The following is a 22,689-nucleotide window of genomic DNA, read 5'->3' on the forward strand; positions in this document are numbered from 1 at the left end:
GTGCAGTCGCGCAGATTTGATTTCGGATCGGTTCGTTTCTTTTTTACCGGGGCATTCCTGTCTAGGCCCACCGAAGTCTCCCTTTGATGCGGAAAAAAGGGAAGGATCGGGACAATGCATACGGAAAGAGTGAATGAAATCATTGCACATTTCATCGGCCTGTTCGAAGCCGATACCGATGAAGCACGGCTGAGGCAGAAGCAGCTCGAAGGCGGTGATCTGAAGGAAGTTGCGCAGCAGCTCGAAGACGGCGAAGCAAAGCCGTCCGACTTTACATCCTCATACCAGCTGGTCGACTATGATCCTGAAGTGCTTTATCGAGCGCCCTCCCATGACATTGCCGATGTGGACCTGTTCGGCCGGATCCGCGGCTTCGGCGATCATTTTGCCGATGCTGTCGCCCAATACGGCAATACCGTACCGGTGAAGCTGTTCGCCAACCTCGGCCAACCCGACGGGGCACCTGTCGAAGACAAGTTGATTGTCCACGACGGCCCCGGCTCGGTCATCGCCCATGTGGTCCAGGCCAATATGGTGCGCGACGACGACGCCCTGAACATGACGGATTCCGAGGTCGCCCCGCGCGACACGACCTACGTCAGCTACAAACTTGCCGAATTCAGCGCCGAGGCAGCCGAAGCCACTCCATTCGCGCACTACACCCGCGTCGACACCTTTGAAGGTCTCTCGAAAATCGCCGACGATCTGTCGGACTACGCCGCGGCAAACCGACTGCCGGAACCGCCAGCCTCAAGCAGCGAGCCCGCCCTCAACGCAGGCGCCGATGCTGGCACAACCATTGTACTCACCGAGCAACCCGCCACTACGGATCCGCTCGACGACGAAATCGACCTTCCCACGACCGTCTCTCCGGACGAATTGCCAAGGGATGACAACGGCAATTTCGCCTTGGCCGCCGACAGCATCGAGGGCGTCTACGTCAACGGCTGCCGCGTCGACGAAGCCCCGGTTCTTGCGGACTTCATGCCTGATCGTGGACTGGCGCAACCGGTTGCCGATCCGGAAGGCACCGACGGCCCGCTGCAGGAGGAAGACGACAAGAGCGGCAATTCCGTTTACGTCGAAGCCGGCGCCAACATCGTCGCCAATATCGTCAGCATCGTCGAGACCGGCGTCATCGCCCCCGTAACGGCGGTGATGGGCGGATACCATCAGATCGACATCATCTCGCAATCCTACGCCTATGCCGACAGTGACAGGCTGGATAGGGTTCTGAGTGAAAACTCGGCCGAATCTACGTCACGCACGGTTGCGATGAACATCGCCAATTTCGGCCGTGATGCCTATCATTCATCGTCTTCCGAGCAGGACGGCGATACGGCTCAATCGTCGATCTTCCCGAACGCCTGGCGCGTCAGCATGGTGGAGGGCGACGTTTCCTTCGTCCATTGGGTCGAGCAGTACAACTTCGTAAACGACAACGACACGGTGACCGTGACCACCACCGGCGTCCAGACAACGGCCCTGACCGGTGGCAACGTGGCGGTCAACCTCGCTTCCTTCCTCGGTTTGGGCGACCAGTACGACCTGGTGATCGTCGGCGGCAAGGTCCTGGACCTCAACATGATCACCCAGGTCGCCGTCTTCTACGACAACGACCACATCAGTGGCATTGCCGCCGGCAACGGCATGACCGTAAACGAGAGCGGCAACCTGATCTGGAACCAGGCGTCGATCCAGAACATCGGCGCGAATGACCGCTTCGAAGCGATCCCGGACTATATCCAGAAGGCCGTCGACAACATCAACGACCGCATTGACGAACTGCCCTCAGGCTTTTCGCATGACCTCAATTTCCAGGGCTATGAAGGCCTGAACATTCTTTACATCACCGGCAACCTGTATGACGTCAATGTCATCAAGCAGATCAGCATTCTCGGCGACGCCGATTCCGTCAGTTACGTCGCCAGCAAGATCCTCAGCGACAATCCGGATGCTGACATTACCATCCACACTGGTGCAAACGCCGTCGTCAACAGCGCTCAGATCATCGACTACGACAGTTTCGGCCACACGACCTATGTCGGCGGCCAGGTCTATTCCGATGCGATCCTGATCCAGGCCGGCCTTGTCGACCACGACACCGATACCCATGACGTGACGCCCAAGGGCGACCGGCTCGCCAACGAAGTCATCGCCTTCATCGGCGACGACGACGCACCGTCACATCCGACCGAAACAGTGATCGACGCCGGCAATGACTTGTCCTGGTCCAACGGCCAATGGAACGACGTCATGCACACGGTGCTGACCTAACAAGAACACGAACGGGGGAAGGCATGAACGATCTTTCTAAGTGGCGTGGCAGCGGCAGCAAGGCGCCTGCACGGGAAGAGCCGGCTCCGGAGGTCGTCGACGAACTCGAAGCAGCGTTGACCAACCGATGCATCGCCGCGATCAACGAGGCCGTTGAAGGCCTGCGAAAGGTCGGCCTGGATATCCGCACGACACGGAAAGGGCACGCGCCGGCACCGAAAGCGATGTCGGAACCCGCGAAACTCGCCGATGCCCCCGCCCCCCGCGACCAAGACGATTCCGACGCAGAGTTTCTCGCCCTCGCCCGCTCGATGGCAAACCCCATCCGCCATACCGAGAAGAAGCAGGCCAGTTATCACTTCGGCCCAAGGCGCGACGGCGCCCGGTGGCAAGACCGCGAAAGCGCACCGCTGGAGGAAGTTGAGCGTCAGGCAGCGCCGGTCGTCGCGGCAATCGCCGAGATGCCGATCGCAAAGGCGGCGCCGGCGGAACTGCCGGAAAACAGCTCGACTGCGCAGCAGCAAGCACATCGTCGTGGCAACGACAGCGACCCGGCCGATGAATTGAAGGGCCGACCGGGTCGCGCTCTCCCGCAGACGATCGACAACGATCCAGGCCCGCTGAAAGAGAATGACCGCCGTCCGGCCGTCCGCGACGGCGGCGGCGCCCCGACCGATGGCGGCGGTGGTGGTGGTGGCGACAAGCACACCTTCCACAAGCGCATGGGACCGGTCAATTTTGCCGCCAGCCTGCGCAACGGTATGGCCGTCGTCCGCCGCAACATGATGATCGTCATCGCGTTTACCATCGCGATCAACGTTCTGGTCCTTGCCATTCCGATCTACCTCTTCCAGATCTCCGATCGGGTGCTGACCAGCCGCTCGCAGGATACGCTGGTGATGCTGACGATCGCCGTGCTCGGTGCCATCGTCCTGCAGGTCATCCTCGATTCCATCCGCCGCTTCATCCTGATGCGCACTGCCGTCGAAATGGAGGTCCAGCTCGGCGCGCCTATCTTGAGTGCGGCCGCGAGAGCGTCACTGCACGGCAACGGTCGCGACTATCAGGTGTTGAGCGACCTCCAGCAACTGCGCTCCTTCATCGTCTCCGGCACCCTGATCTCGTTCCTCGACGCGCCGCTGATGCCGTTCTTCGTGGTGGTCGTCTATATGATCCAGCCGCAGCTCGGGTTGATCGTCATCATGTGCTGCGTGGTGCTGTTCGTGATCGCGTATCTCAATCAGAAGGCGACGTCGCAGCCCTTCAGCGAGGCCAACGCCTTCCTCAGCCGCGCCAATTTCCACCTGGATTCGATGTCGCGCAACTCACAGATCATCAACGCACTGGCGATGATCCCGGAAGCAGTAAAGATGTGGGGCCGCGAGACTGCCGGTTCGCTGAAATCGCAAGTCTATGCCCAGGACCGCAGCATCATCTTTACCGGGGCATCAAAGGCGGTGCGCATGTTCACCCAGGTCGCCCTGCTTGGCTGGGGCGCGCATCTGTCGATGGACGGGCACCTCACCGGCGGCATGGTCATTGCTGCCTCGATCATCTCGGGGCGGGCGCTTGCGCCGGTCGAAGGGGCAATCGAGGGTTGGAACCAGCTCAATCATTCACGTGCCGCCTATGGCCGGATCAAGCAGTTGCTGGTCAACTCGCCCTTGAACTTTCCGCGCCTGCGACTGCCGAACCCGGAGGGCCGGCTCGATGTTGAACGCATCCTCTTCGTGCCGCCGCCGCAGAAGCGCGTGATCCTCAACGGCATCTCCTTCTCGCTCAACAAGGGGGAGTCGCTTGCGGTTATCGGTAATTCCGGCTCCGGCAAGACGACGCTCGGCAAGATGCTCGTCGGTTCGATCGTGCCGACCTCAGGCAATGTCCGCCTCGATCTCATGGATTTGAGAAACTGGGACCAGCGGCAGTTCGGCGAAAGCATCGGCTATCTGCCGCAGGACGTGCAGCTGTTTCCCGGCACGATCAAGGCCAACATCTCGCGCATGCGCGACGATGTCGAAGACAGCGCGATCTTCGAAGCGGCCGTACTCGCCGACGTGCACGAGTTGATCGCGTCGTTCCCGCAGGGCTACGAGACGATCGTCGCTGCGGACGGTGCGCCGCTCTCGGGGGGCCAGAAGCAACGCATTGCGCTGGCACGCGCCTTCTTCGGCAACCCAAAATTCGTGGTGCTGGACGAGCCCAATTCCAATCTCGACACCAATGGTGAGGCAGCGCTTGCCCGCGCACTGGTGCATGCCAAGAAGCAGGGCATCACCACCGTGACCATCACCCAGCGTCCCTCCTTGCTGCAATGCGTCGACAAGATCATGCTTCTGAACGAGGGAACCGTTGCCATGTTCGGTGCGCGCAATGACGTGCTTGCAGCCATCGGCGCCAAGCCGAAGGACGAAAAGTCCGCACCCCGTATCGCCGGAGAATGACCATGAGCCGCGAGAAGAAGAATGCCGCCGAAGAACATGCCGTCGAGTGGTACTCGGAGGTGCCGCGATCGATCAAGCTGCACAGCATGGTCGGCCTCGCGTTGATCGTCGCTTCATTCGGCGGCTTCGGCTACTGGGCCTTCGCAGCCCCTCTGGCAGCGGCAATTATCGCCCAGGGCAGTTTCGTCGCCAACGGCAACAACAAGATCATTCAGCACCTCGAAGGCGGCATCATCGAGCAGATGCTGGTGGCCGAAGGCGACAAGGTCAAGACCGGCGATATCCTGGTCAAGCTCGACCAGACGCCGTCGCGCGCCAACGAGCGCGCCCTCAACCTCAAACGCCTGCGTCTCGAGGCGGTGGTCGCACGGCTGCGTGCCGAAGCCATGGGCAGCGATACATTCAAGATCCCCGACATCGTCAAGAACGAGGCCAGCGATCCGGATATCCACGCGATCATCGAGAGCCAGAACGTCAATTTTCACAGCAAGAAGATCAAGCTCGACGACCAGCTGAACCTCATCGACCAGAACATCAGGTCGCTGGAGTTCCGAGCCCAGGGCTACCAGCGCCAGCAGGAATCGTTCAACAAGCAGCTGGATATCCTCAACGAGGAGCGGGACGCCAAGAGCAAGCTTGTCCAAGGTGGACTGACCAAGAAATCCGAACTGATGGCGCTCGACCGCGCCGCGGCCGATGCGATGGGCGAGATCGGCAGGCTCGACGCCGAGGTCAAGGAGAGCCTGTCGCAGATCGACCGCTATCGCCAGGAGGCGGTCATTGCCGTCAACGCCAACAAGCAGGCGGCGCTCGATGGGCTTGAGGCCGCAGAAGCCGATCTCGATGGCGTGCGCGAGCAGTTGCGCGAGGCAAGCGAAGTTCTCGGCCGCGCCACCATCCGTTCGCCCGTCGACGGCACAGTGGTGCGCAGCTATTTCCATACCGCCGGAGGGGTGATCGCGACCGGCAAGCCGATCATGGAAATCCTGCCGGCCAATGTGCCGCTGATCATCGAAGCGCAGGTGCTGCGAACCTCGATCGATCAGTTGCGGGTGGGCGAGGATGCGACCATCCGTCTCTCGGCGCTCAACCGCCGCACGACTCCGGTGCTGAGCGGCAAGGTCTTCTACGTCTCGGCGGACTCGGTTGAAGAAGTGAGCGGCGGCCAGCAGCGCGATGTCTATATCGTCCGCGTCGAGGTTCCCGTCAGCGAGATCCACCGCATCCACGGCTTCCATCCGGTGCCGGGCATGCCGGCGGAAGTGTTGATCACGACGTCGGAGCGCACGTTCTTCGAGTATCTGACAAAGCCGATCACCGACAGCATGTCACGCGCCTTCAAGGAAACCTGAGGCGAAGTACGGGGGGTGGGGATGACGAAGGGGCTAAGCAGAATGGGGCGGCAGCTTTCGCTGTTTCACCAGCAATCTGCCAACGCCTTGAAGGCTCGGTCATTTCCGTCAAAATGGTTTGCGCCGGCAATGGCAGCGCGTCATCGATGGCGCACAGAGGAGACGTTCGATGGCAGCGATACACGAGGTGCTTCTGCTTGTCGGCCGCCTCAACTATGTCTGGACCAATACCGAAAGCCTGCTGATCTATATCATCGCCCACCTGTTGAATGTCGACAAGGAGCGGGCGATCGTGGTCTTTCTGACCTTGAACACGACGCGCGCCCGCATCGATCTGACCGAGCGCCTGGCCAAGCTGCCGGTCACGCCGGTCGACACGCGCGACAGCGTTCTTTCGATCATGGACCGGCTGAAACAGCAGTCGAAGATGCGCAACAAATACAATCACTGCATCTATTCCTTCGACGAGCAGGGCGAGATCTCCAGTACACAGCTGATGCGCCTGGTCGAGGGCGACAAGGACATTCGCTACGGCAAGGTCGAGCAACTGGACGCCCGGGAACTGGAGCGGCTCGAAGCCGCCATCCAGGAGATCACCGAAATCAGCAAGAGCCTCTGGGCCTTCATTCGCTCACGGCCGAACTTCGACGAGCGTTCGATCTAGACGAGATTGCCACAGCCGGCAGGCGACATCCTGCATTCGGATAATATCCTTGGTATATAATGGCTAAATATTGACTATAAGCTAAAGTTGTTTCGAAGAAATTCTGGCTTGAAATACGCTAAACTAAAAATACTTCTCAGTTGCGTAAGAGGGCGTTATGAAAATAGATATTATTGATACTTTAGAATATTTTGAGAAAGTTCGCGAAGATTGGGATCTGATCTACCTAGAAGACCCGGAAGCTCATCTATTTCTTTCCTGGGAGTGGCTGCAGAAATATCTGTCGCACCGACACCGCTGGTTCATTCTTGCCCTCAAGCAGGAAGACGATGGGCGGTATTGCGCCTTCCTGCCATTGAAAGTGTCGACCTACCAGGACGACACGACCAAGCTTTTCTGCGACGAGATCCGGATGGCCGGCAACTATGGCGCCGACTATACCGGCTTCCTGTGCCGGCCCGGCCTGGAGGATGCTGCGGCCGATACCTTTTCTGCCCACATCGGCAAGGAGAACTGGACGACCCTCACGTTCGATTATTTCTCTACGGCCTCTTCGCGGCTCGATCGTCTGCTCGGCGCCTTTCCCGAAGACCAGTTCGTCCAGACCAGCAACGAGCGCAGCAATCCCGACAATATCGACAATACGATCTGCCCCTATGTGAACCTGCCCGAAAGCTGGGAGGACTATCTCGCCACGCATATGAGCGCCCAGACGCGGCAGAAGCTGCGTCGCTTCATGCGGATGGTCGAGGCATCACCCGATTACCGCATTACCCACGCGACAAAAGACACGATCGAAAGAGACCTCGACACGCTGTTCCGGCTGTGGCGCATCAAATGGGCAGAGCGCAAAGGCAGCAAGGTCGATCGGCTAATCACGTTCACACGTGAGATGCTGCTGGACGCCTTTAACCAGGGCGCGCTCGATGTTCCCGTTCTGTGGTATCAGGACCAGCCGCTCGGCGTGCTTGCCAATCTGCTCGACCGGCAGAAGAAGACCGTCCTGTTCTACATCACCGGCCGCGACGAGACGTGGACGACCCCTTCCCCGGGGCTTCTGCTGCACGGCTTTGCCATTCGCAATGCGATCGCCTGGGGATATCGGGTCTACGATTTCCTGCGCGGCAACGAAGCCTACAAATATTCCTTCGGGGTTGAAGAGCGCCGCATTCGCAGCATGCGTGTCAAAACGCGATCAGGCCGCAATCTGCGCAACTGCCTCAACCCGCGCAGCATCGAACATGTCTACGAGCGCGCGGTGGAACTGCACAGCCAGGGGCGACTGGACAAGGCGGAACCCGGCTACCGGCAGGTCATCCACACCGTGCCGACACACACCCGGGCTCGCTACGGCCTCGCCCAGCTTTTCGACGACAAGGGCGAGCACGACGAGGCCGAATATCTTTACAGAAGCCTGCTTGCAACGATGCCGGGCGCTGGCAAGATCCAGCATCGGCTCGGCGACAGCCAGATGGCGCAAGGGCACTACGCTGAAGCGGCCGAGACCTTCGAGGCCCTGCTGGCCCGCCATCCGCTCGTAAGCCTCGTGCGCTACAAGCTCGGCGTCGCCCTCTGCGCGACGGGCCGAGGCGAAGAGGCCCTCAGCATCTTCAGCAGCTTCGAGGATATCCTTTCCGACGATCCGGATCATGTGCGCTGCAAGCTCAAGGCGCAGGAAGCCGTCATACGTCTGAAGGCAGCCCTGCAAACGCCGCAGCAGGACGAGGTTCCCGAACCGGAGCAAACGCCGGTATCGATCCCGCCGCCGCAGAGAGTGTTGGTGTCGCCGAAACGAGCGCTTGATGCATCCGTGCGCCTGCCGACCGCGCCACCCCTGCTTCAGCCGTCCCTGCCATCAGGCATATCGGCGCACCTGCAGTCGCGATCGAACAGGCCGGGCGAAACAGGTTCACGGATCAAGCATTAAATATATCGATTGCGAGGTGGCCGACCGCTCACTCGGCGGTGTCGGACCAGTCGAGCGACGTCAGCTCCTCGCGAAATGCGAAGCGGATGATGTGGCGTTCGATGACGTCCTTACATTCCGCCAGCGCCTCGGCATCCGGTGATTCCGCGACGAAAGATAGCTGATCGCCGCGCGCCGTCATGCGCGCGGTGCTCGCCCCTATCGTCGCCACAGAATCCGTCTCGGTATATTCGACCGTCGTCTTGTGGGCGAAATGCTTGGACAGCTGCTGCAGGTATTGCGACGCGCGCGCGGTGGTAATACCGCTCGTGGCTTTCAACATGTTCTTCTCCACACTGCATGGGGTCGGTGGGCAGGCCAATGAAAGAGAAAAGGCGCCATGATTGCTCCTACCGCCCTTATCGGAACCTCAAGCCTACTTCTTGCTCAGTGCTTCGGTGAGCTGATCGACGATATCCTGCTCGGACTTCAGGCCCGAACTCGTCAGGTAGAGCTTGGCGGAATCGAGATAGACGACCCGCTCGTTCTTCCAGGCCTTGGTCTGGCGCACCAGCTCGTTGTCGAGCAGCGCTGCGGCCGGCTGGCCTTCCTGGCCGATCGCCGCGTCGCGGTCGACGACGAAGATCCAGTCCGGATTGGTCTCGAGGATATATTCGTAGGAAACGGCCTGGCCATGCGTCGCGACCTGCAGCTTCGGATCAGCCGGTTCCACACCGAAGATGTCGTGGATTTCGCCGAACCGCGAACCCTTGCCATAGGCGCTGATCTTGCCGCCGGTCGTCAGCAGCACGAGGCCGGTGCCGGCACCCTTGGCAACACCCTGCAGCTTTTCGATCGAGGCGTCGAGTTTCTCCGAAGCTGCCTTGATCTCCGCTTCCTTGCCGAAGATGAGGCCGAGAATAGCGGCGTTCTTCTTGACGCTGCCGATCAGATCCTTGTCGTCGGAGGTGAGGTCGATGGTCGGCGCGAGCTTGGCAAGCTCGGCATATTTCGACTGCGAACGACCACCGACGATGATCAAATCCGGTTCGGCGGCATTGACCGCCTCGTAGTCGGGCTCGAACAGCGTGCCGATCTTCGGATAGGTGTCGGACTTGTATTTTTCGAGTGACGGCGGGATCGCAGAGCCGGGAACGCCCGCCACGGGAATGCCGAGCATGTCTAGCGTTTCCAGCATTCCGAAGTCATAAACCAGCACGGTCTTCGGATTCTTTTCGACATCCGTCGTACCGCTGCTGTGCTCGATCTTCAACGTTTCAGCGCTTGCGGCAGGCGCCAGAGCCAGGACGGCAGCGACTGCAACACTACGAAGACCATTAGAAAACAGAGATATATTCATGACTTTTTCCCTCATCTTTTCGATCGTCCTAGCGCGATTTTCCAAAGAGGGCAACAAGGCCGTTTGCCGTCCTTGCAAATGCCGTGCGCCAAACCGCGGCCCATGAACGTGTGCGAGCGCCACCAAAAATGTCCTGGACCGATCCACAGGCCAGCCTGCGCTGGCATCGGCGACGTCGAGCGAACTGCCGCAGCGGATGCGACGAAACTTGACTAGCCATGTCATATATATGAATGAAGCTCAGCTCCAATCCGGCGCTGGGCGGGGCAAGCTTTTAGCGGTGCCGGGAAAGACGCAAACAAAACCTGTCCCAAGCTGCTTGGAGGCGACGGAAGAATGAACGGCAACAAGTCGACAAAGAAGAGCCAATCACCAAAACGCCGGCGCGCCTAAAGACCGATCGATGAAACCACTTCTGATTGCCGTTCCCGTCATCTTTGTGCTTGCCGTCATCAGCGTCATTACCGGCGTCGGCAGCCTCGCTTCAGGACTTGAGAGCGATGGTCGCGGCTGGCTGTTAATCGTCGAAAGCCGGGTGCCGCGCACACTCGCACTGATGCTCGCCGGAACCGGTCTCGCCGTCGCCGGCACCATCATGCAGATGCTCGCCCGCAACCGCTTCGTCGAACCATCGACCGCAGGCACCGCCGAATCCGCCGCCCTTGGCATGCTGCTGACGATGATCTTTGCGCCCACTCTGCCGGTCGCCGCCAAGATGGGCGTCGCGGCGCTCACCGCGCTCGCCGGTACGGCGTTGTTTCTAAAAATCCTGCGCCAGATCCCGTTGCGCTCGGCGCTGATGGTGCCACTGGTCGGCATCATGCTCGGCGGCGTCATCAGCGCCGTCACCACCTTCGTTGCCTATCGCTACGACATGATGCAGTCGATGGGGGCGTGGATGTCAGGCGATTTCTCCGGCGTACTGCGCGGTCGTTACGAGTTGCTGTGGATCGCACTTGTTCTGACGTTGATCGCCTATGTCACCGCTGCCCGTTTTACCGTCATCGGCATGGGCGAGGAGATCGCCCGCAATGTCGGCCTCGACTTCAACAAGGTGGTGACGCTCGGCCTTGGCATCGTTTCGATGGTGACGGCCACGGTCGTTGCCACCGTCGGCATGGTGCCGTTCCTCGGACTGATTGTGCCGAACATCATCAGCCTCTTGGTCGGCGACAATCTCAGGCGCACCCTGCCGTTGATCGCCGCAACCGGGGCCGGGCTGGTGCTCGCCTGCGACATCGTCGGCCGCATCGTGATTGCGCCCTACGAGATCCCGGTCGGAACGGTCATGGGCGTCGTCGGCAGCGTCGTCTTCCTCTATCTGCTGCTTTCGAGGCGCGCCCATGCAGGCTGACATTAAAAGGGTTTCACCCTCCGGCATGCTGCTCGTCACAGCTATGCTCGCGCTCCTGTCGATGCTGGCCTTCATGACACTCGGTGCCAGGGGAAGCTGGGCCTTCATCCTCTCCTTCCGCGGCACCAAACTTGCGGGCATGGTTCTCGTCGCCTATGCGATCGCCGTCTCGACCATCCTGTTCCAGACGATCTCCGGCAACCGCATCCTGACGCCATCGATCATCGGCTTCGATGCGATGTATGCGCTGCTGCAGACGGTCATGGTGTTCTTCCTCGGAGCCGCCGGCGCCACCGCCGTCGACCCGCGGTTTCAGTTCATCATCGAAGCCGCGGCGATGGTCGGTTTTTCCGTACTCCTGTTCCGGGCGCTGTTTTCCGGAGGCACCCGCAGCCTGCATCTCCTGATGCTGGTCGGCATCATCCTCGGCGGGCTGTTTCGCAGCCTTTCGTCCTTCCTGCAGCGGATCCTCGATCCCAACGAATTCGTGGTGCTACAGGACCGGCTGTTTGCCAGCTTCAACACGGTCAACGCCGACCTTCTCGGCATTTCCGCCGTCGCCGTCGCAGCAGTTACCTTCGTTCTCTGGCGGCTGTTCCCAACCTTCGACGTGCTGTCACTCGGCCGCGAAAGCGCCATCGGGCTCGGTGTCGACCATCACCGCACCCTTACCATCCTGCTCGTGCTCATCGCCGTTCTCGTTTCCGTCTCCACCGCGCTTGTCGGCCCGGTGACGTTCTTCGGTCTTCTGGTCGCCAGCCTCGCCTGGCAGATCACCCCGACGGCCAGCCATCGCTTCGTGCTGCCGATTGCCGTGTGCCTGGCCATCGTCACGCTCGTCGGCGGCCAGGTGATCCTGGAGCGGCTGTTCGCTTTCAACACCGCGCTCAGCATCGTCATCGAATTTGTCGGTGGTCTTGTCTTCATCTTCCTGCTTGTTCGAGGCTCCGCCCGATGATCGAAATCCGCGACGTGACCAAATCCTATGGCAGCAATGCGGTCGTCGACCGGGTCTCGATGACCTTGCCGGCCGGCGGCCTCACTTCGATCATCGGCCCGAACGGCGCCGGCAAATCGACGCTGCTGTCGATCGTCAGCCGGCTGATACCAATGGATGAGGGACAGGTTCTGGTCGACGGGCTCGATGTCAGCAGGACCGCCGGCGACGTGCTCGCCCGGCGCCTGTCGATCATGCGCCAGGACAACCACATCACCGCGCGCCTCAGTGTGCGCGATCTCGTCGCCTTCGGCCGCTATCCCTATTCGAAGGGTCGCCTGACGGCGGTTGACGTCGAGCATATCGAGCGCTCGATCGCCTATGTTGGCCTGCACTTCCTGGAACACCGGTTCCTCGACGAGCTATCGGGCGGCCAGCGCCAGCGCGCCTTCATCGCCATGGTGCTCTGCCAGGATACCGATTACATGCTGTTCGACGAGCCGCTCAACAATCTCGACATGAAACATGCCGTCGAGACGATGAAGCTGCTGCGGCGCCTGGCCGACGATTTCGCCAAGACCGTTGTCGTCGTGCTGCACGACATCAACTTCGCCTCCGCCTATTCGGATCGCATCGTCGCCATGCGCGACGGCAAGCTCGCCTTCGAGGGCGCACCGAAGGAGATGATCGAGCCGTCGCGCCTGCAGGCGATCTTCAACGTCGACTGCCGCGTTCACGCCGTCGGCGAAACGCGGCTCGTCAACTATTTCGAATAGGCCGGTCGGCTCAATGGGAAGAGCCAGATGCGAGCGGGCGGCCTTTGCGCGCGGCATCAGCGATCTTGTCCTCATCTGTTACCGATGACAGCCGCTTCAGCCGGCGCCCCAGGCGAACGCTGACATCATCCATCACCGTGAACATCACCGGCACGAAGACGAGGCTCAGCATCGTCGATGTGATCAAGCCGCCGATCACGGCGATCGCCATCGGCGCGCGGAAGGCTGCATCCGCACCAACGCCGATCGCCGCCGGCACCATGCCGGCGACCATGGCGATCGTCGTCATGATGATCGGCCGTGCACGGGTCGTGCCCGCCGTCAGCAAGGCCGTTCGCCGGTCCGCCCCTTCCTTGCGGCAGACGATCGCATGGTCGACCAGCAGGATCGAGTTCTTGCAGACGATGCCCATCAGCATCAGGATACCGATGGTCGAGGACAGATCGAGCGCCGCCCCAAACAGGATGAGTGCCAGCGCAGCGCCGCCGATCGACAACGGCAGGGCAATCAGGATGGTGATCGGCTGCAGGAAGTCCTTGAATAGGAGCACGAGCACCGCGGTGACCATCAGGATGCCGGCAAGCAGAGCAAGCGCGAAATTGCGAAACATTTCCGACATGTATTCGGCTTCGCCGTAACTGGCCTGCGAAACCCCCGCCGGCATCTTGGTCATGGCCGGCAGGGCTGAAACTGCCTCGAATGCCGTGCCAAGCGTGATGCCGTTCAGATTGGCCTCCACCGCCATCAGGCGTTTGCGGTTGAGGCGTTCGACGCTGCCCTCCTCCGCGCCAAAGGAAATGTCAGCCACCGATGTCAGCGGCACCAGCTTGCCGGAGTTGGTGCCGACGCGCAAATTTCGCAACGTGTCGAAATCCGCCCGCGCGGTTTCGTCGAGCATCACCCGGATTGGCACCTGCCGGTTGCCGAGATTGAACCGTGCCGAATTGCTTTCGCTATCGCCCATCGTGGCAATGCGCGCGACCGTGCCGATCGACGTTACCGAGACGCCAAGCCGGGCAGCCTCGTCGAGGCGAGGCTTCACCAACAGCTCAGGCGACAGCAAGGGCTCGGTCGACTGGACGTTGACAAGGCCCGGCATCGCCCGCATCTCGTTTTCGAGCTGGCGCACGGCCTGGGTCAATGCCTCCGCGTCATCACTGGTCAGATAGATCGACAGATCCTTGGCGCCCTGGTCGGACGCAAAGGTCGCCTGGATATCCGGCGTCTCCGCAAGCAGCGGCCGCAAAGAAAGCTCGAACGCCTTGCGGCCGAGCGCACGCTCCTTGCGCGGACGAAGCTTGATCAGCAGGTCGACCCGGTTGAGGCTGTCGGCAGTCGCAAGCGCGCTGTCGACCTCCGGCCGCGCTTTGATCTTGCGCGTCAGCTCATCCGAAACACGCGCCGTTTCCTCGAGCCGCGTGCCCGGCGGCAGAGTGACCTTCAAGGTCGAGAGGTTGCTGTCGCTCCCCGGTATGAAGCCGGTCGGCAACATGGTCAGGAGCGCGATCGAACCGACGAAGATCAGGGCAACGATGGAAAGCGCCGTCTTGCGATGATCGAGCGTCCAGCCGAGCATCCGGACATAGGTATCGGCGATGCGCGAGCGCTTGACCTCATGGCCATGCCCCGCCTTCGGACGAAGCAGATAGGCCGCCATCAGCGGCGTCAGCAGGCGGGCGGCCGCCAGCGAGAACAGGACAGCGATGGCGACCGTCAGGCCGAACTGCTTGAAATATTGTCCGACGGCGCCGCCGATGAAGCTGACGGGCGCAAACACCGCCACGATCGTCAGCGTCGTCGCCACGATCGCCAGCCCGATCGCATCAGCGGCATCGATCGCGGCAAGGAACGGCCGTTTGCCCATGTCCACATGCCGCTCGATATTCTCGATCTCGACGATGGCGTCATCGACCAGAATGCCGATGACGAGCGTCAGCGCCAGCAGACTGATGCTGTTCAAGGTGAAGCCGAGCAGATCCATGACCATGAAGGTCGGCAGGATCGATAGCGGCATGGCCAGCGCCGAGATCAGTGTTGCCCGCCAATTGCGCAGGAACGCGAACACGACCACGACGGTCAGCGCCGCCCCTTCGAGCAGCGCCGTCACCGCCGCGTCGTAGCTGTCCTTGGTGTACTCGACCAGCGAGATCAACTCCTTGATCTCGACGCCGGGTGTACGCGCCTGGATTTCCACAAGCCGCGTGGCAACGCGATCGGCAACCACCGTGTCGCTCGCGCCCTTGCTGCGCGACACCGAGAAGCTGACGACCGGCTCGCCGTCGAGCCGGGCAAAATTGCGTGGTTCGGACGAGGTGTCCTCGATTTTCGCCACATCCGAAAGCTGGACCCAACGGCCGCCCGAAATCGGTATCGACAGGCGCGAAAGCTCCTCGACGGAGGTGGCGCTGCCAATCGTTCGGATCGACTGCTCGCGCCCGCCGATCTCGCCACGCCCGCTCGGGACATTGGTATTGAGCTCGCGCATCGCGGTGTTGACCTGGTCGGCCGTCACGCCAAGCGCCAGCAGGCGCTCCGGATCCAAGGAAACGCGAACTTCGCGGCTGACGCCACCGAGACGCTGAACCTTCTGGACGCCCGGAAGCGTCAGAAGCTCGCTGTTCAAGGTATCGTCCACGAACCACGACAGCTCGACCGCGGACATGTTGGGTGCGCGCACGGTGTAGTAAATGATGGCGCTGCCATCAACGTCGAGGCGCGAGACCACCGGTTCCTGGATCGACTGCGGCAGATCGGAGCGGATCTGGGCGACCGCTTCGCGCACGTCGTTGGCGGCACGGTCAGGGTCCGTGCCGATCTTGAACTCGACCGTCGTTGTCGAGACACCGTTGGTAACCGTCGAGCGAATGTGGTTGACGCCGACCAAGCCGGCGGCCACCCCCTCGACGCGCCGCGTGACCTGCGTCTCCATTTCCGCCGGCTGGGCGCTCGGCTGGGTGATTGTCACGGTGACGACGGGAAACGACACGCTCGGATTGGCGTTGACGGGCAGACGCAGGAACGAGGCGATGCCGACAAGGGTCAGAACAACGAACAGGACGAGCGTCGGTACGGGCTTTCGGATCGCCCAGGCGGATATATTGCTGGTCATTTCTGCGCGCCTGCCTGAGCGGGTTCAATGTCTTTGGTGGCAACGGCCTCACCCTCACGAAGAGAGACGCCGGCCTTGGCAACAACGCGTTCGCCGGTATTTAGCCCCGACACGATCTCCACCTTGCCGTTCTGGCGCATCCCGGCCTGGACGGTCTTGCGCTTGACCTTGCCGTCCTCGACAATGAACACTGAGGGCATTCCGTCCGGCGTGCCGTAAAGCAGCGCGGAATCGTCGACCATGATGGCCGGACGTTCCGCAACAACGATTTCCGCGCGGCCGAACGTTCCGGCATAGGGCGGCTTGTCGGTCATGAGCGCAATCTTGGCCGTGCCAAGTCGTGTCTCGCTATCGATCTTCGGATTGATCACCCGGACATGACCCTCGATCGTGTCCGTGCGTCCGGAAAGCTTGACCTTCACCTGCTGACCGACAGCAAGCAGGGGTAGCTCGCTTTCCGGTATTTCAGCGGCAAGCTCGATCTCGCCGTCACGGATCAGCCGCATCAGCGGTTCCGTTCCGGCCAATGCACCGGCGCGGGCAAGGCGCTCGGAAACGATGCCGGTGGAAGGGGCGACGATCACGGCGCGTTCGAGCTTGCGCCGCGCCTCCGCCTGGAGCGCCTGAGCCTGTGCGTCCTCGGCGCGGGCGACTTTGACCGCCTCGTGCGCGATGGCCACTGCCGAAACACGCTCTTCAAGGAAAGTCTCGGCTTTCAGGTGCCGCAGTTGGCGTGCACGGTCGAGCTTCTTTTCTTCCTGTCGAACGGTCTCTTCCTGTTGAGCAACCGCCGCACTGGTGCGGGCGACGCGCCCTTCGGCTTCCCGCAGGAGGTTTTCCAGCATCTCGGTTTCCAGTCGGGCAAGAACCTGGCCGGCGACCACTCGATCGCCGACCTCGACCTCGACCTTGGCGATCCGCTGCTCGGTCAACGTCGTGCCGACGGCGATTTCTTCGCGTGCGACGAAGATGCCGGCAAAGGACCGCATCCATTTCTGTGGCTGCCTGTCGGCCACAAGCGTCGAGACGGTGCGGGTTGCGGCTGCGACATCGGCGCCCACCGATGCGGCAGCCTCGTTGGCAAGCAGCTCGCCTGCAGTGGCAGCAAGCAGGAACGTGGCAATTGCTGCGCTCAGAACTGGGGAACGTCTCATTCTGGTTGGCTTTCGCTGACGGGAATGGATGTCGACCAATCCTCTTGAGGATCGCATCGCGTCGACAGGTCCCTGATTATCGCGTTCAGAAGGAATTATTTCTTCGATTAGTCAATCTATTAATTCCATCAGCTGAACACGTCAATAGTAAGGCGATCGCATGCAAGCATTGCGGGAACATGGCGCTCTTGGCACCAGACCGCTTCTATTGACTCTGCAAGACCCGCATCGCATATGAGATCGATCAGTCTATTAAAGAATGATGGCCACTGGGAGCAGGCACGATGCGCAAGATCGACCCGGAAAAACATGCCGCAAGGCGGCAAGTCATCCTCGACGCCGCAATCGTCTGTTTTGCCCGTAAGGGATTCCACGGCACTTCGACTGCGGAAATCTGCGCCGAGGCAGGCATGAGCCCGGGCAATCTCTTCCATTACTTTCCGACCAAACACGCCATCATCGCCGCGATCGTGGAGGTCGAACGTCAAGAAACGGCGGAGTTTTTCCGTGAACTCCATGAAGCGTCGGATCTTTTTGCCGCCCTTCTGGGTTTTATGGACGTTGTCCTGCGGCTGGCGGCCGATCCGGTCTTTTCCAGCCTGGCGCTGGAGATCGCCGCCGAGGCCACGCGCGACGAACGCATCGGCGAACTGGTGGCGGCGAATGACGCTGACCTGCGCACCGCCCTTGCCACTGTGATCAAAGCGGCGCATGAACGCGGACAGATCGATGCCGCCATCGATCCCGAGGGCGGCGCACGCTGGATTGCAGCGATCATCGACGGCATCTTCGGGCGCATCGCCGTCGATCCGGGTTTTAAGCCGCTGGAAGAGGCGCCGATGCTGCACCTGCTGCTGACGCGTTTTCTCTGTCCAACAGGCTGAGCGGTGCAAGATTTTACAGTGAGTTGATTTGTGCGGCCGCCGGTGCGTGGCCGCCGACGCCTTCAAGGCCGGGTCGCATCCTGGCTCATCAGAGCGACATCCCAGGGGGCTTCCGATTTAGACGGAACCGCACAAACGCTCTATCTCTTTGTTTTTACGCATTTCCTCACGGAAACCGCTTCGCACTTTTCCTAGAAATGCTCTATGCCGGATCCTCGCCATGTTACGGCGCCTGATGCGACCGTCAAAACCGTCAGAACCGACGCCCTCTTCCAAGACGATGCTGGTTCGAGCCTTTGCCGTTGACGCACGTGTATGCGGTTTACGCGTCTCGCATTCATTTGCCCTTGAAGGTCCGTGTTTTCCTGGACTTTGTTCTGGGCGCGCTTGGCGGTTAGCCGGTTTTGTTTTCTTTGCCCCTGAACGCCAAAAAGCCCGCGGACCTTTCGGTCTCGCGGGCTTTTTGTTTGATTTGGTTGCGGGGGCAGGATTTGAACCTGCGGCCTTCAGGTTATGAGCCTGACGAGCTACCGGGCTGCTCCACCCCGCGCCATCTCGGTAAACCGCTATGCGGTTTATCCGGTGCGTAAACCGCTGTGCGGTTTATCGCGGTTGCGTAACCGCTTTAGCGGTTATGCTTTAATCCGGTTCGGGTTTTGCGAAGCAAAATCCCGTTTGTTACTGCGAGTTTAACCAAGCAAAAAGGCCGCTTGTAGGCGGCCCTTGCGTTTCGGCTTGGCCGAGCGTTTGTTCAGAGAAGATTTTCGGTTTGTTTTCGCCGCTGCCTTGTCCTTCTCGGCTATGCCTCGAAGGGGAGCGGCGGTTTTTTTATCTTGCGTTTTGCAGACCTGGCAGCGACCTACTCTCCCGCGTCTTAAGACGAAGTACCATCGGCGCTGGGGCGTTTCACGGCCGTGTTCGGAATGGGAACGGGTGCAGCCACCCCGCCAGAACCACCAGGTCGGCAAAGCGCAAGATTTGCCCTTAGCTGGGGCAAACCGAATGAGAAGCTGGTGAGGAGGATAAACCGCCTCGTTTTGTTTTGAACACGTCGCTCATCAATGATGAGCATGAGCAATGGGAACGATCAAGCCAATCGAACGATTAGTACTGGTAAGCTTCATGCGTTGCCGCACTTCCACACCCAGCCTATCAACGTGGTAGTCTTCCACGGTTCTCAAGGGAATACTCGTTTTCAGGTTGGTTTCCCGCTTAGATGCCTTCAGCGGTTATCCATTCCATATATAGCTACCCTGCTATGCCCTTGGCAGGACAACAGGTCCACCAGAGATATGTCCATCCCGGTCCTCTCGTACTAGGGACAGATCCTGTCAATATTCCTACACCCACGGCAGATAGGGACCGAACTGTCTCACGACGTTCTGAACCCAGCTCACGTACCGCTTTAATTGGCGAACAGCCAAACCCTTGGGACCTGCTCCAGCCCCAGGATGCGATGAGCCGACATCGAGGTGCCAAACAACCCCGTCGATATGGACTCTTGGGGGTCATCAGCCTGTTATCCCCGGCGTACCTTTTATCCGTTGAGCGATGGCCCTTCCACGCGGGACCACCGGATCACTATGACCGACTTTCGTCTCTGCTCGACTTGTCAGTCTCGCAGTCAGGCGGGCTTATGCCATTGCACTCGACGACCGATTTCCGACCGGTCTGAGCCCACCATCGCGCGCCTCCGTTACTCTTTCGGAGGCGACCGCCCCAGTCAAACTACCCACCATACACTGTCCCGGATCCGGATAACGGACCGCGGTTAGACATCCATGACGATAAGGGTGGTATTTCAAGGATGGCTCCACAAGAACTGGCGTCCCTGCTTCAAAGCCTACCACCTATCCTACACATGCCGACACGAATGCCAGTGTAAAGCTATAGTAAAGGTGCACGGGGTCTTTCCGTCTGACCGCAGGAACCCCGCATCTTCACGGGGAATTCAATTTCACTGAGTCTATGCTGGAGACAGCGGGGAAGTCGTTACGCCATTCGTGCAGGTCGGAACTTACCCGACAAGGAATTTCGCTACCTTAGGACCGTTATAGTTACGGCCGCCGTTTACTGGGGCTTCGATTCAGAGCTTGCACCCCTCCTCTTAACCTTCCAGCACCGGGCAGGCGTCAGACCCTATACGTCGTCTTGCGACTTCGCAGAGCCCTGTGTTTTTGATAAACAGTCGCTACCCCCTGGTCTGTGCCACCCTTTCTGACTTGCGTCAAAAAGGGTCACGCTTCTTCCGAAGTTACGCGTGCAATTTGCCGAGTTCCTTCAGCATAGTTCTCTCAAGCGCCTTGGTATACTCTACCTGACCACCTGTGTCGGTTTCGGGTACGGTCTATACGGTGGAGCTATTTCCTGGAACCGCGTCCCTGCACACCCAATCCAATAAGAATGTACAAGTTAAGCAATCCGTCACTACCACCAGGCCCACGAATATTAACGTGGTTCCCATCGACTACGCGTGTCCGCCTCGTCTTAGGGGCCGGCTAACCCTGCTCAGATTAACTTTAAGCAGGAACCCTTGGTCTTTCGGCGAGAGGGTCTCTCACCCTCTTTATCGTTACTCATGTCAACATTCGCACTTCCGATACCTCCAGGACCCCTCACAGGTATCCCTTCACAGGCTTACGGAACGCTCCGCTACCACACGTCTTGCGACGTATCCTCAGCTTCGGTGCATGGCTTTAGCCCCGTTACATTTTCGGCGCAAAGACCCTTAATTAGACCAGTGAGCTGTTACGCTTTCTTTAAATGATGGCTGCTTCTAAGCCAACATCCTGGTTGTTTTGGGATCCTCACATCCTTTCCCACTTAGCCATGACTTGGGGACCTTAGCTGGAGGTCAGGGTTGTTGCCCTCTTCACGACGGACGTTAGCACCCGCCGTGTGTCTGCCGACTAGTACTCCTCGGTATTCGGAGTTTGGTTAGGATCAGTAAGACGGTGAGTCCCCATAGCCCATCCAGTGCTCTACCCCCGAGGGTATTCGGTCGACGCACTACCTAAATAGTTTTCGCGGAGAACCAGCTATTTCCGAGTTTGATTGGCCTTTCACCCCTAGCCACAAGTCATCCCAATCTATTGCAACAGATGCGGGTTCGGTCCTCCAGTTGGTGTTACCCAACCTTCAACCTGCTCATGGCTAGATCACTCGGTTTCGGGTCTAATGCGACGAACTGAACGCCCTGTTCAGACTCGCTTTCGCTGCGCCTTCACCTATCGGCTTAAGCTTGCTCGTCACACTAAGTCGTTGACCCATTATACAAAAGGTACGCCGTCACCCTTGCGGGCTCCGACTGTTTGTAGGCATCCGGTTTCAGGTTCTATTTCACTCCCCTTGTCGGGGTGCTTTTCACCTTTCCCTCACGGTACTTGTTCGCTATCGGTCATGCACGAGTACTTAGGCTTGGAGAGTGGTCTCCCCATGTTCAGACAGGATTTCACGTGTCCCGCCTTACTCAAGGACACTGAGTGTTCTACGTGTAAGGGGCTATCACCCTCTACGGCCGACCTTTCCATGTCGTTCCACTTTATTCCTCAGTGCCACTGGCCTGGTCCGCGTTCGCTCGCCACTACTTGCGGAGTCTCGGTTGATGTCCTTTCCTGCAGGTACTTAGATGTTTCAGTTCCCTGCGTTCGCTTCTTACCCCTATGTATTCAGAGCAAGATACCTTTAAACAATACTTGGAAACCTAAGCCGTACCTAAGCACGACTTAAATTTTCCAAGTATTTAAGGTGGGTTTCCCCATTCGGAGATCCATGGATCAAAGCTTATTCGCAGCTCCCCACGGCTTATCGCAGCGTATCACGTCCTTCATCGCCTGTGCATGCCAAGGCATCCACCAAATGCCCTTCTTTCACTTGATCGTTCTCATTGCCAATGCTCATCCTTATTTGGATCCAGCAAACCTATCCTCCTCGCTTGCGCTCGAAGGGGTGCTGTATCTGGCAATCCGGACAACCCTCAGGTCGCCTGAATGTCAAACTCCAAAAACCCGGTTACCTTTTACAACCGAGCCAATCAGATGCCATCGACGTGTTCGACAGGCCTGCTTTATTGGAACCACGCCGAGCGGTTCGCTTGCAGCCTGTCTTAAGACCAGCTTCTCGAGATCTGTCCGGTGATGCGCGGTCAGGCAACACCAATCAGGCACGAACACCAGAAGGGCGTTCCGAAGAACACCCAAACAATGATCATGCCCATAAGACAAGCTTCCTTCCTACCTCCAGCCCCTCTTCCATATCCGGTCGGCTAGACCTTCCATGGTTTCATAAGGACTGGGCTCGGACATCTCCAACGATCTTTCGACCATCTTCAACACCTGGAAGCTTCCAGACATATCTTCTCTTCACAATGTAATCAGAACAGGCATCAGGCCCTAAAGCCGATGCAAACTTTTATTTCTCCAAGGATACCTTTCCGCCAGTTCAACACCAATCGAATGGTGGAGCTGAGCGGGATC

Annotated in this window: 13 protein-coding genes, 2 tRNA genes and 2 rRNA genes (1 of these 17 only partly in view); 9 read left to right on the top strand and 8 right to left on the bottom strand. The window is 59.6% G+C overall.

Features of this window, described 5'->3' with window-relative positions:
* Window positions 1-114: 114 nt before the first annotated feature.
* The 5 genes from J3R84_RS15920 to J3R84_RS15940 all read left to right on the top strand — a co-directional run bounded on the left by J3R84_RS15920 (window position 115) and on the right by J3R84_RS15940 (window position 8,661).
* A complete protein-coding gene (locus J3R84_RS15920; protein ID WP_025424964.1) occupies window positions 115-2,277 on the top strand; it encodes a hypothetical protein in 2,163 nt (720 codons plus the stop codon).
* 23 nt (window positions 2,278-2,300) lie between these two features.
* Window positions 2,301-4,718 carry a type I secretion system permease/ATPase gene (locus J3R84_RS15925; protein ID WP_025424965.1) on the top strand — a complete coding sequence of 806 codons (2,418 nt, stop codon included), beginning with the start codon at window positions 2,301-2,303 and terminating at the stop codon, window positions 4,716-4,718.
* A gap of 2 nt (window positions 4,719-4,720) precedes the next feature.
* On the top strand, window positions 4,721-6,070 hold the full coding sequence (locus tag J3R84_RS15930) for an HlyD family type I secretion periplasmic adaptor subunit (RefSeq protein WP_025424966.1): 1,350 nt from the start codon (window positions 4,721-4,723) through the stop codon (window positions 6,068-6,070).
* A gap of 169 nt (window positions 6,071-6,239) precedes the next feature.
* Entirely contained in the window at window positions 6,240-6,734 is a 495-nt protein-coding gene (locus J3R84_RS15935; protein ID WP_025424967.1) for a hypothetical protein, read from the top strand.
* 157 nt (window positions 6,735-6,891) lie between these two features.
* On the top strand, window positions 6,892-8,661 hold the full coding sequence (locus tag J3R84_RS15940; protein WP_025424968.1) for a GNAT family N-acetyltransferase: 1,770 nt from the start codon (window positions 6,892-6,894) through the stop codon (window positions 8,659-8,661).
* 28 nt (window positions 8,662-8,689) lie between these two features.
* On the opposite strand, the gene J3R84_RS15945 is transcribed toward J3R84_RS15940, so the two are convergent.
* Both J3R84_RS15945 and J3R84_RS15950 read right to left on the bottom strand, forming a co-directional pair.
* Window positions 8,690-8,983, bottom strand: coding sequence for a DUF2218 domain-containing protein (locus tag J3R84_RS15945; protein ID WP_051509135.1), 294 nt, complete (start codon window positions 8,981-8,983; stop codon window positions 8,690-8,692).
* 93 nt (window positions 8,984-9,076) lie between these two features.
* The gene (locus J3R84_RS15950) at window positions 9,077-10,015 is read right to left on the bottom strand and encodes a siderophore ABC transporter substrate-binding protein (RefSeq protein WP_038575727.1); all 939 of its coding nucleotides are present in this window, start codon (window positions 10,013-10,015) and stop codon (window positions 9,077-9,079) included.
* 388 nt (window positions 10,016-10,403) lie between these two features.
* On the opposite strand from J3R84_RS15950, the gene J3R84_RS15955 reads away from it, so the two are divergent.
* Genes J3R84_RS15955 through J3R84_RS15965 form a run of 3 tightly spaced genes read left to right on the top strand, consistent with a single transcriptional unit; the run spans window position 10,404 to window position 13,067 of the window.
* Window positions 10,404-11,354 (top strand): ABC transporter permease, encoded by a 951-nt coding sequence (locus J3R84_RS15955; RefSeq protein WP_203530045.1) that lies wholly within the window; start codon window positions 10,404-10,406, stop codon window positions 11,352-11,354.
* Complete coding sequence (locus J3R84_RS15960; protein ID WP_025424972.1) at window positions 11,344-12,312, top strand: iron chelate uptake ABC transporter family permease subunit; 969 nt, start codon at window positions 11,344-11,346, stop codon at window positions 12,310-12,312. The genes J3R84_RS15955 and J3R84_RS15960 overlap by 11 nt, the downstream gene beginning before the upstream one ends.
* Entirely contained in the window at window positions 12,309-13,067 is a 759-nt protein-coding gene (locus J3R84_RS15965) for an iron ABC transporter ATP-binding protein (RefSeq protein WP_203530044.1), read from the top strand. The genes J3R84_RS15960 and J3R84_RS15965 overlap by 4 nt, the downstream gene beginning before the upstream one ends.
* A 10-nt stretch (window positions 13,068-13,077) precedes the next feature.
* On the opposite strand, the gene J3R84_RS15970 is transcribed toward J3R84_RS15965, so the two are convergent.
* Together J3R84_RS15970 and J3R84_RS15975 are read right to left on the bottom strand one after the other, a co-directional pair.
* Complete coding sequence (locus J3R84_RS15970) at window positions 13,078-16,176, bottom strand: efflux RND transporter permease subunit (protein ID WP_025424974.1); 3,099 nt, start codon at window positions 16,174-16,176, stop codon at window positions 13,078-13,080.
* A complete protein-coding gene (locus tag J3R84_RS15975; protein ID WP_025424975.1) occupies window positions 16,173-17,330 on the bottom strand; it encodes an efflux RND transporter periplasmic adaptor subunit in 1,158 nt (385 codons plus the stop codon). Before J3R84_RS15975 ends, J3R84_RS15970 begins: the two co-directional genes overlap by 4 nt.
* 284 nt (window positions 17,331-17,614) lie before the next feature.
* Between J3R84_RS15975 and J3R84_RS15980 the strand changes: the two genes are divergently transcribed.
* Complete coding sequence (locus tag J3R84_RS15980; protein WP_025424976.1) at window positions 17,615-18,214, top strand: TetR/AcrR family transcriptional regulator; 600 nt, start codon at window positions 17,615-17,617, stop codon at window positions 18,212-18,214.
* A gap of 473 nt (window positions 18,215-18,687) precedes the next feature.
* Here J3R84_RS15980 and J3R84_RS15985 read toward each other — a convergent pair.
* From J3R84_RS15985 to J3R84_RS16000, 4 genes are all read right to left on the bottom strand, one after another.
* A tRNA-Met gene (locus J3R84_RS15985) sits at window positions 18,688-18,764 on the bottom strand.
* 296 nt (window positions 18,765-19,060) lie between these two features.
* Window positions 19,061-19,175, bottom strand: a 5S ribosomal RNA gene (gene rrf / locus J3R84_RS15990).
* 122 nt (window positions 19,176-19,297) lie between these two features.
* Window positions 19,298-22,093 (bottom strand): 23S ribosomal RNA (locus J3R84_RS15995).
* A 576-nt stretch (window positions 22,094-22,669) separates the two neighbouring features.
* Window positions 22,670-22,689: transfer RNA gene (locus J3R84_RS16000), tRNA-Ala, on the bottom strand (it continues 56 nt past the right edge of the window).

This window comes from Ensifer canadensis (assembly GCF_017488845.2).
Classification (GTDB): domain Bacteria; phylum Pseudomonadota; class Alphaproteobacteria; order Rhizobiales; family Rhizobiaceae; genus Ensifer; species Ensifer canadensis.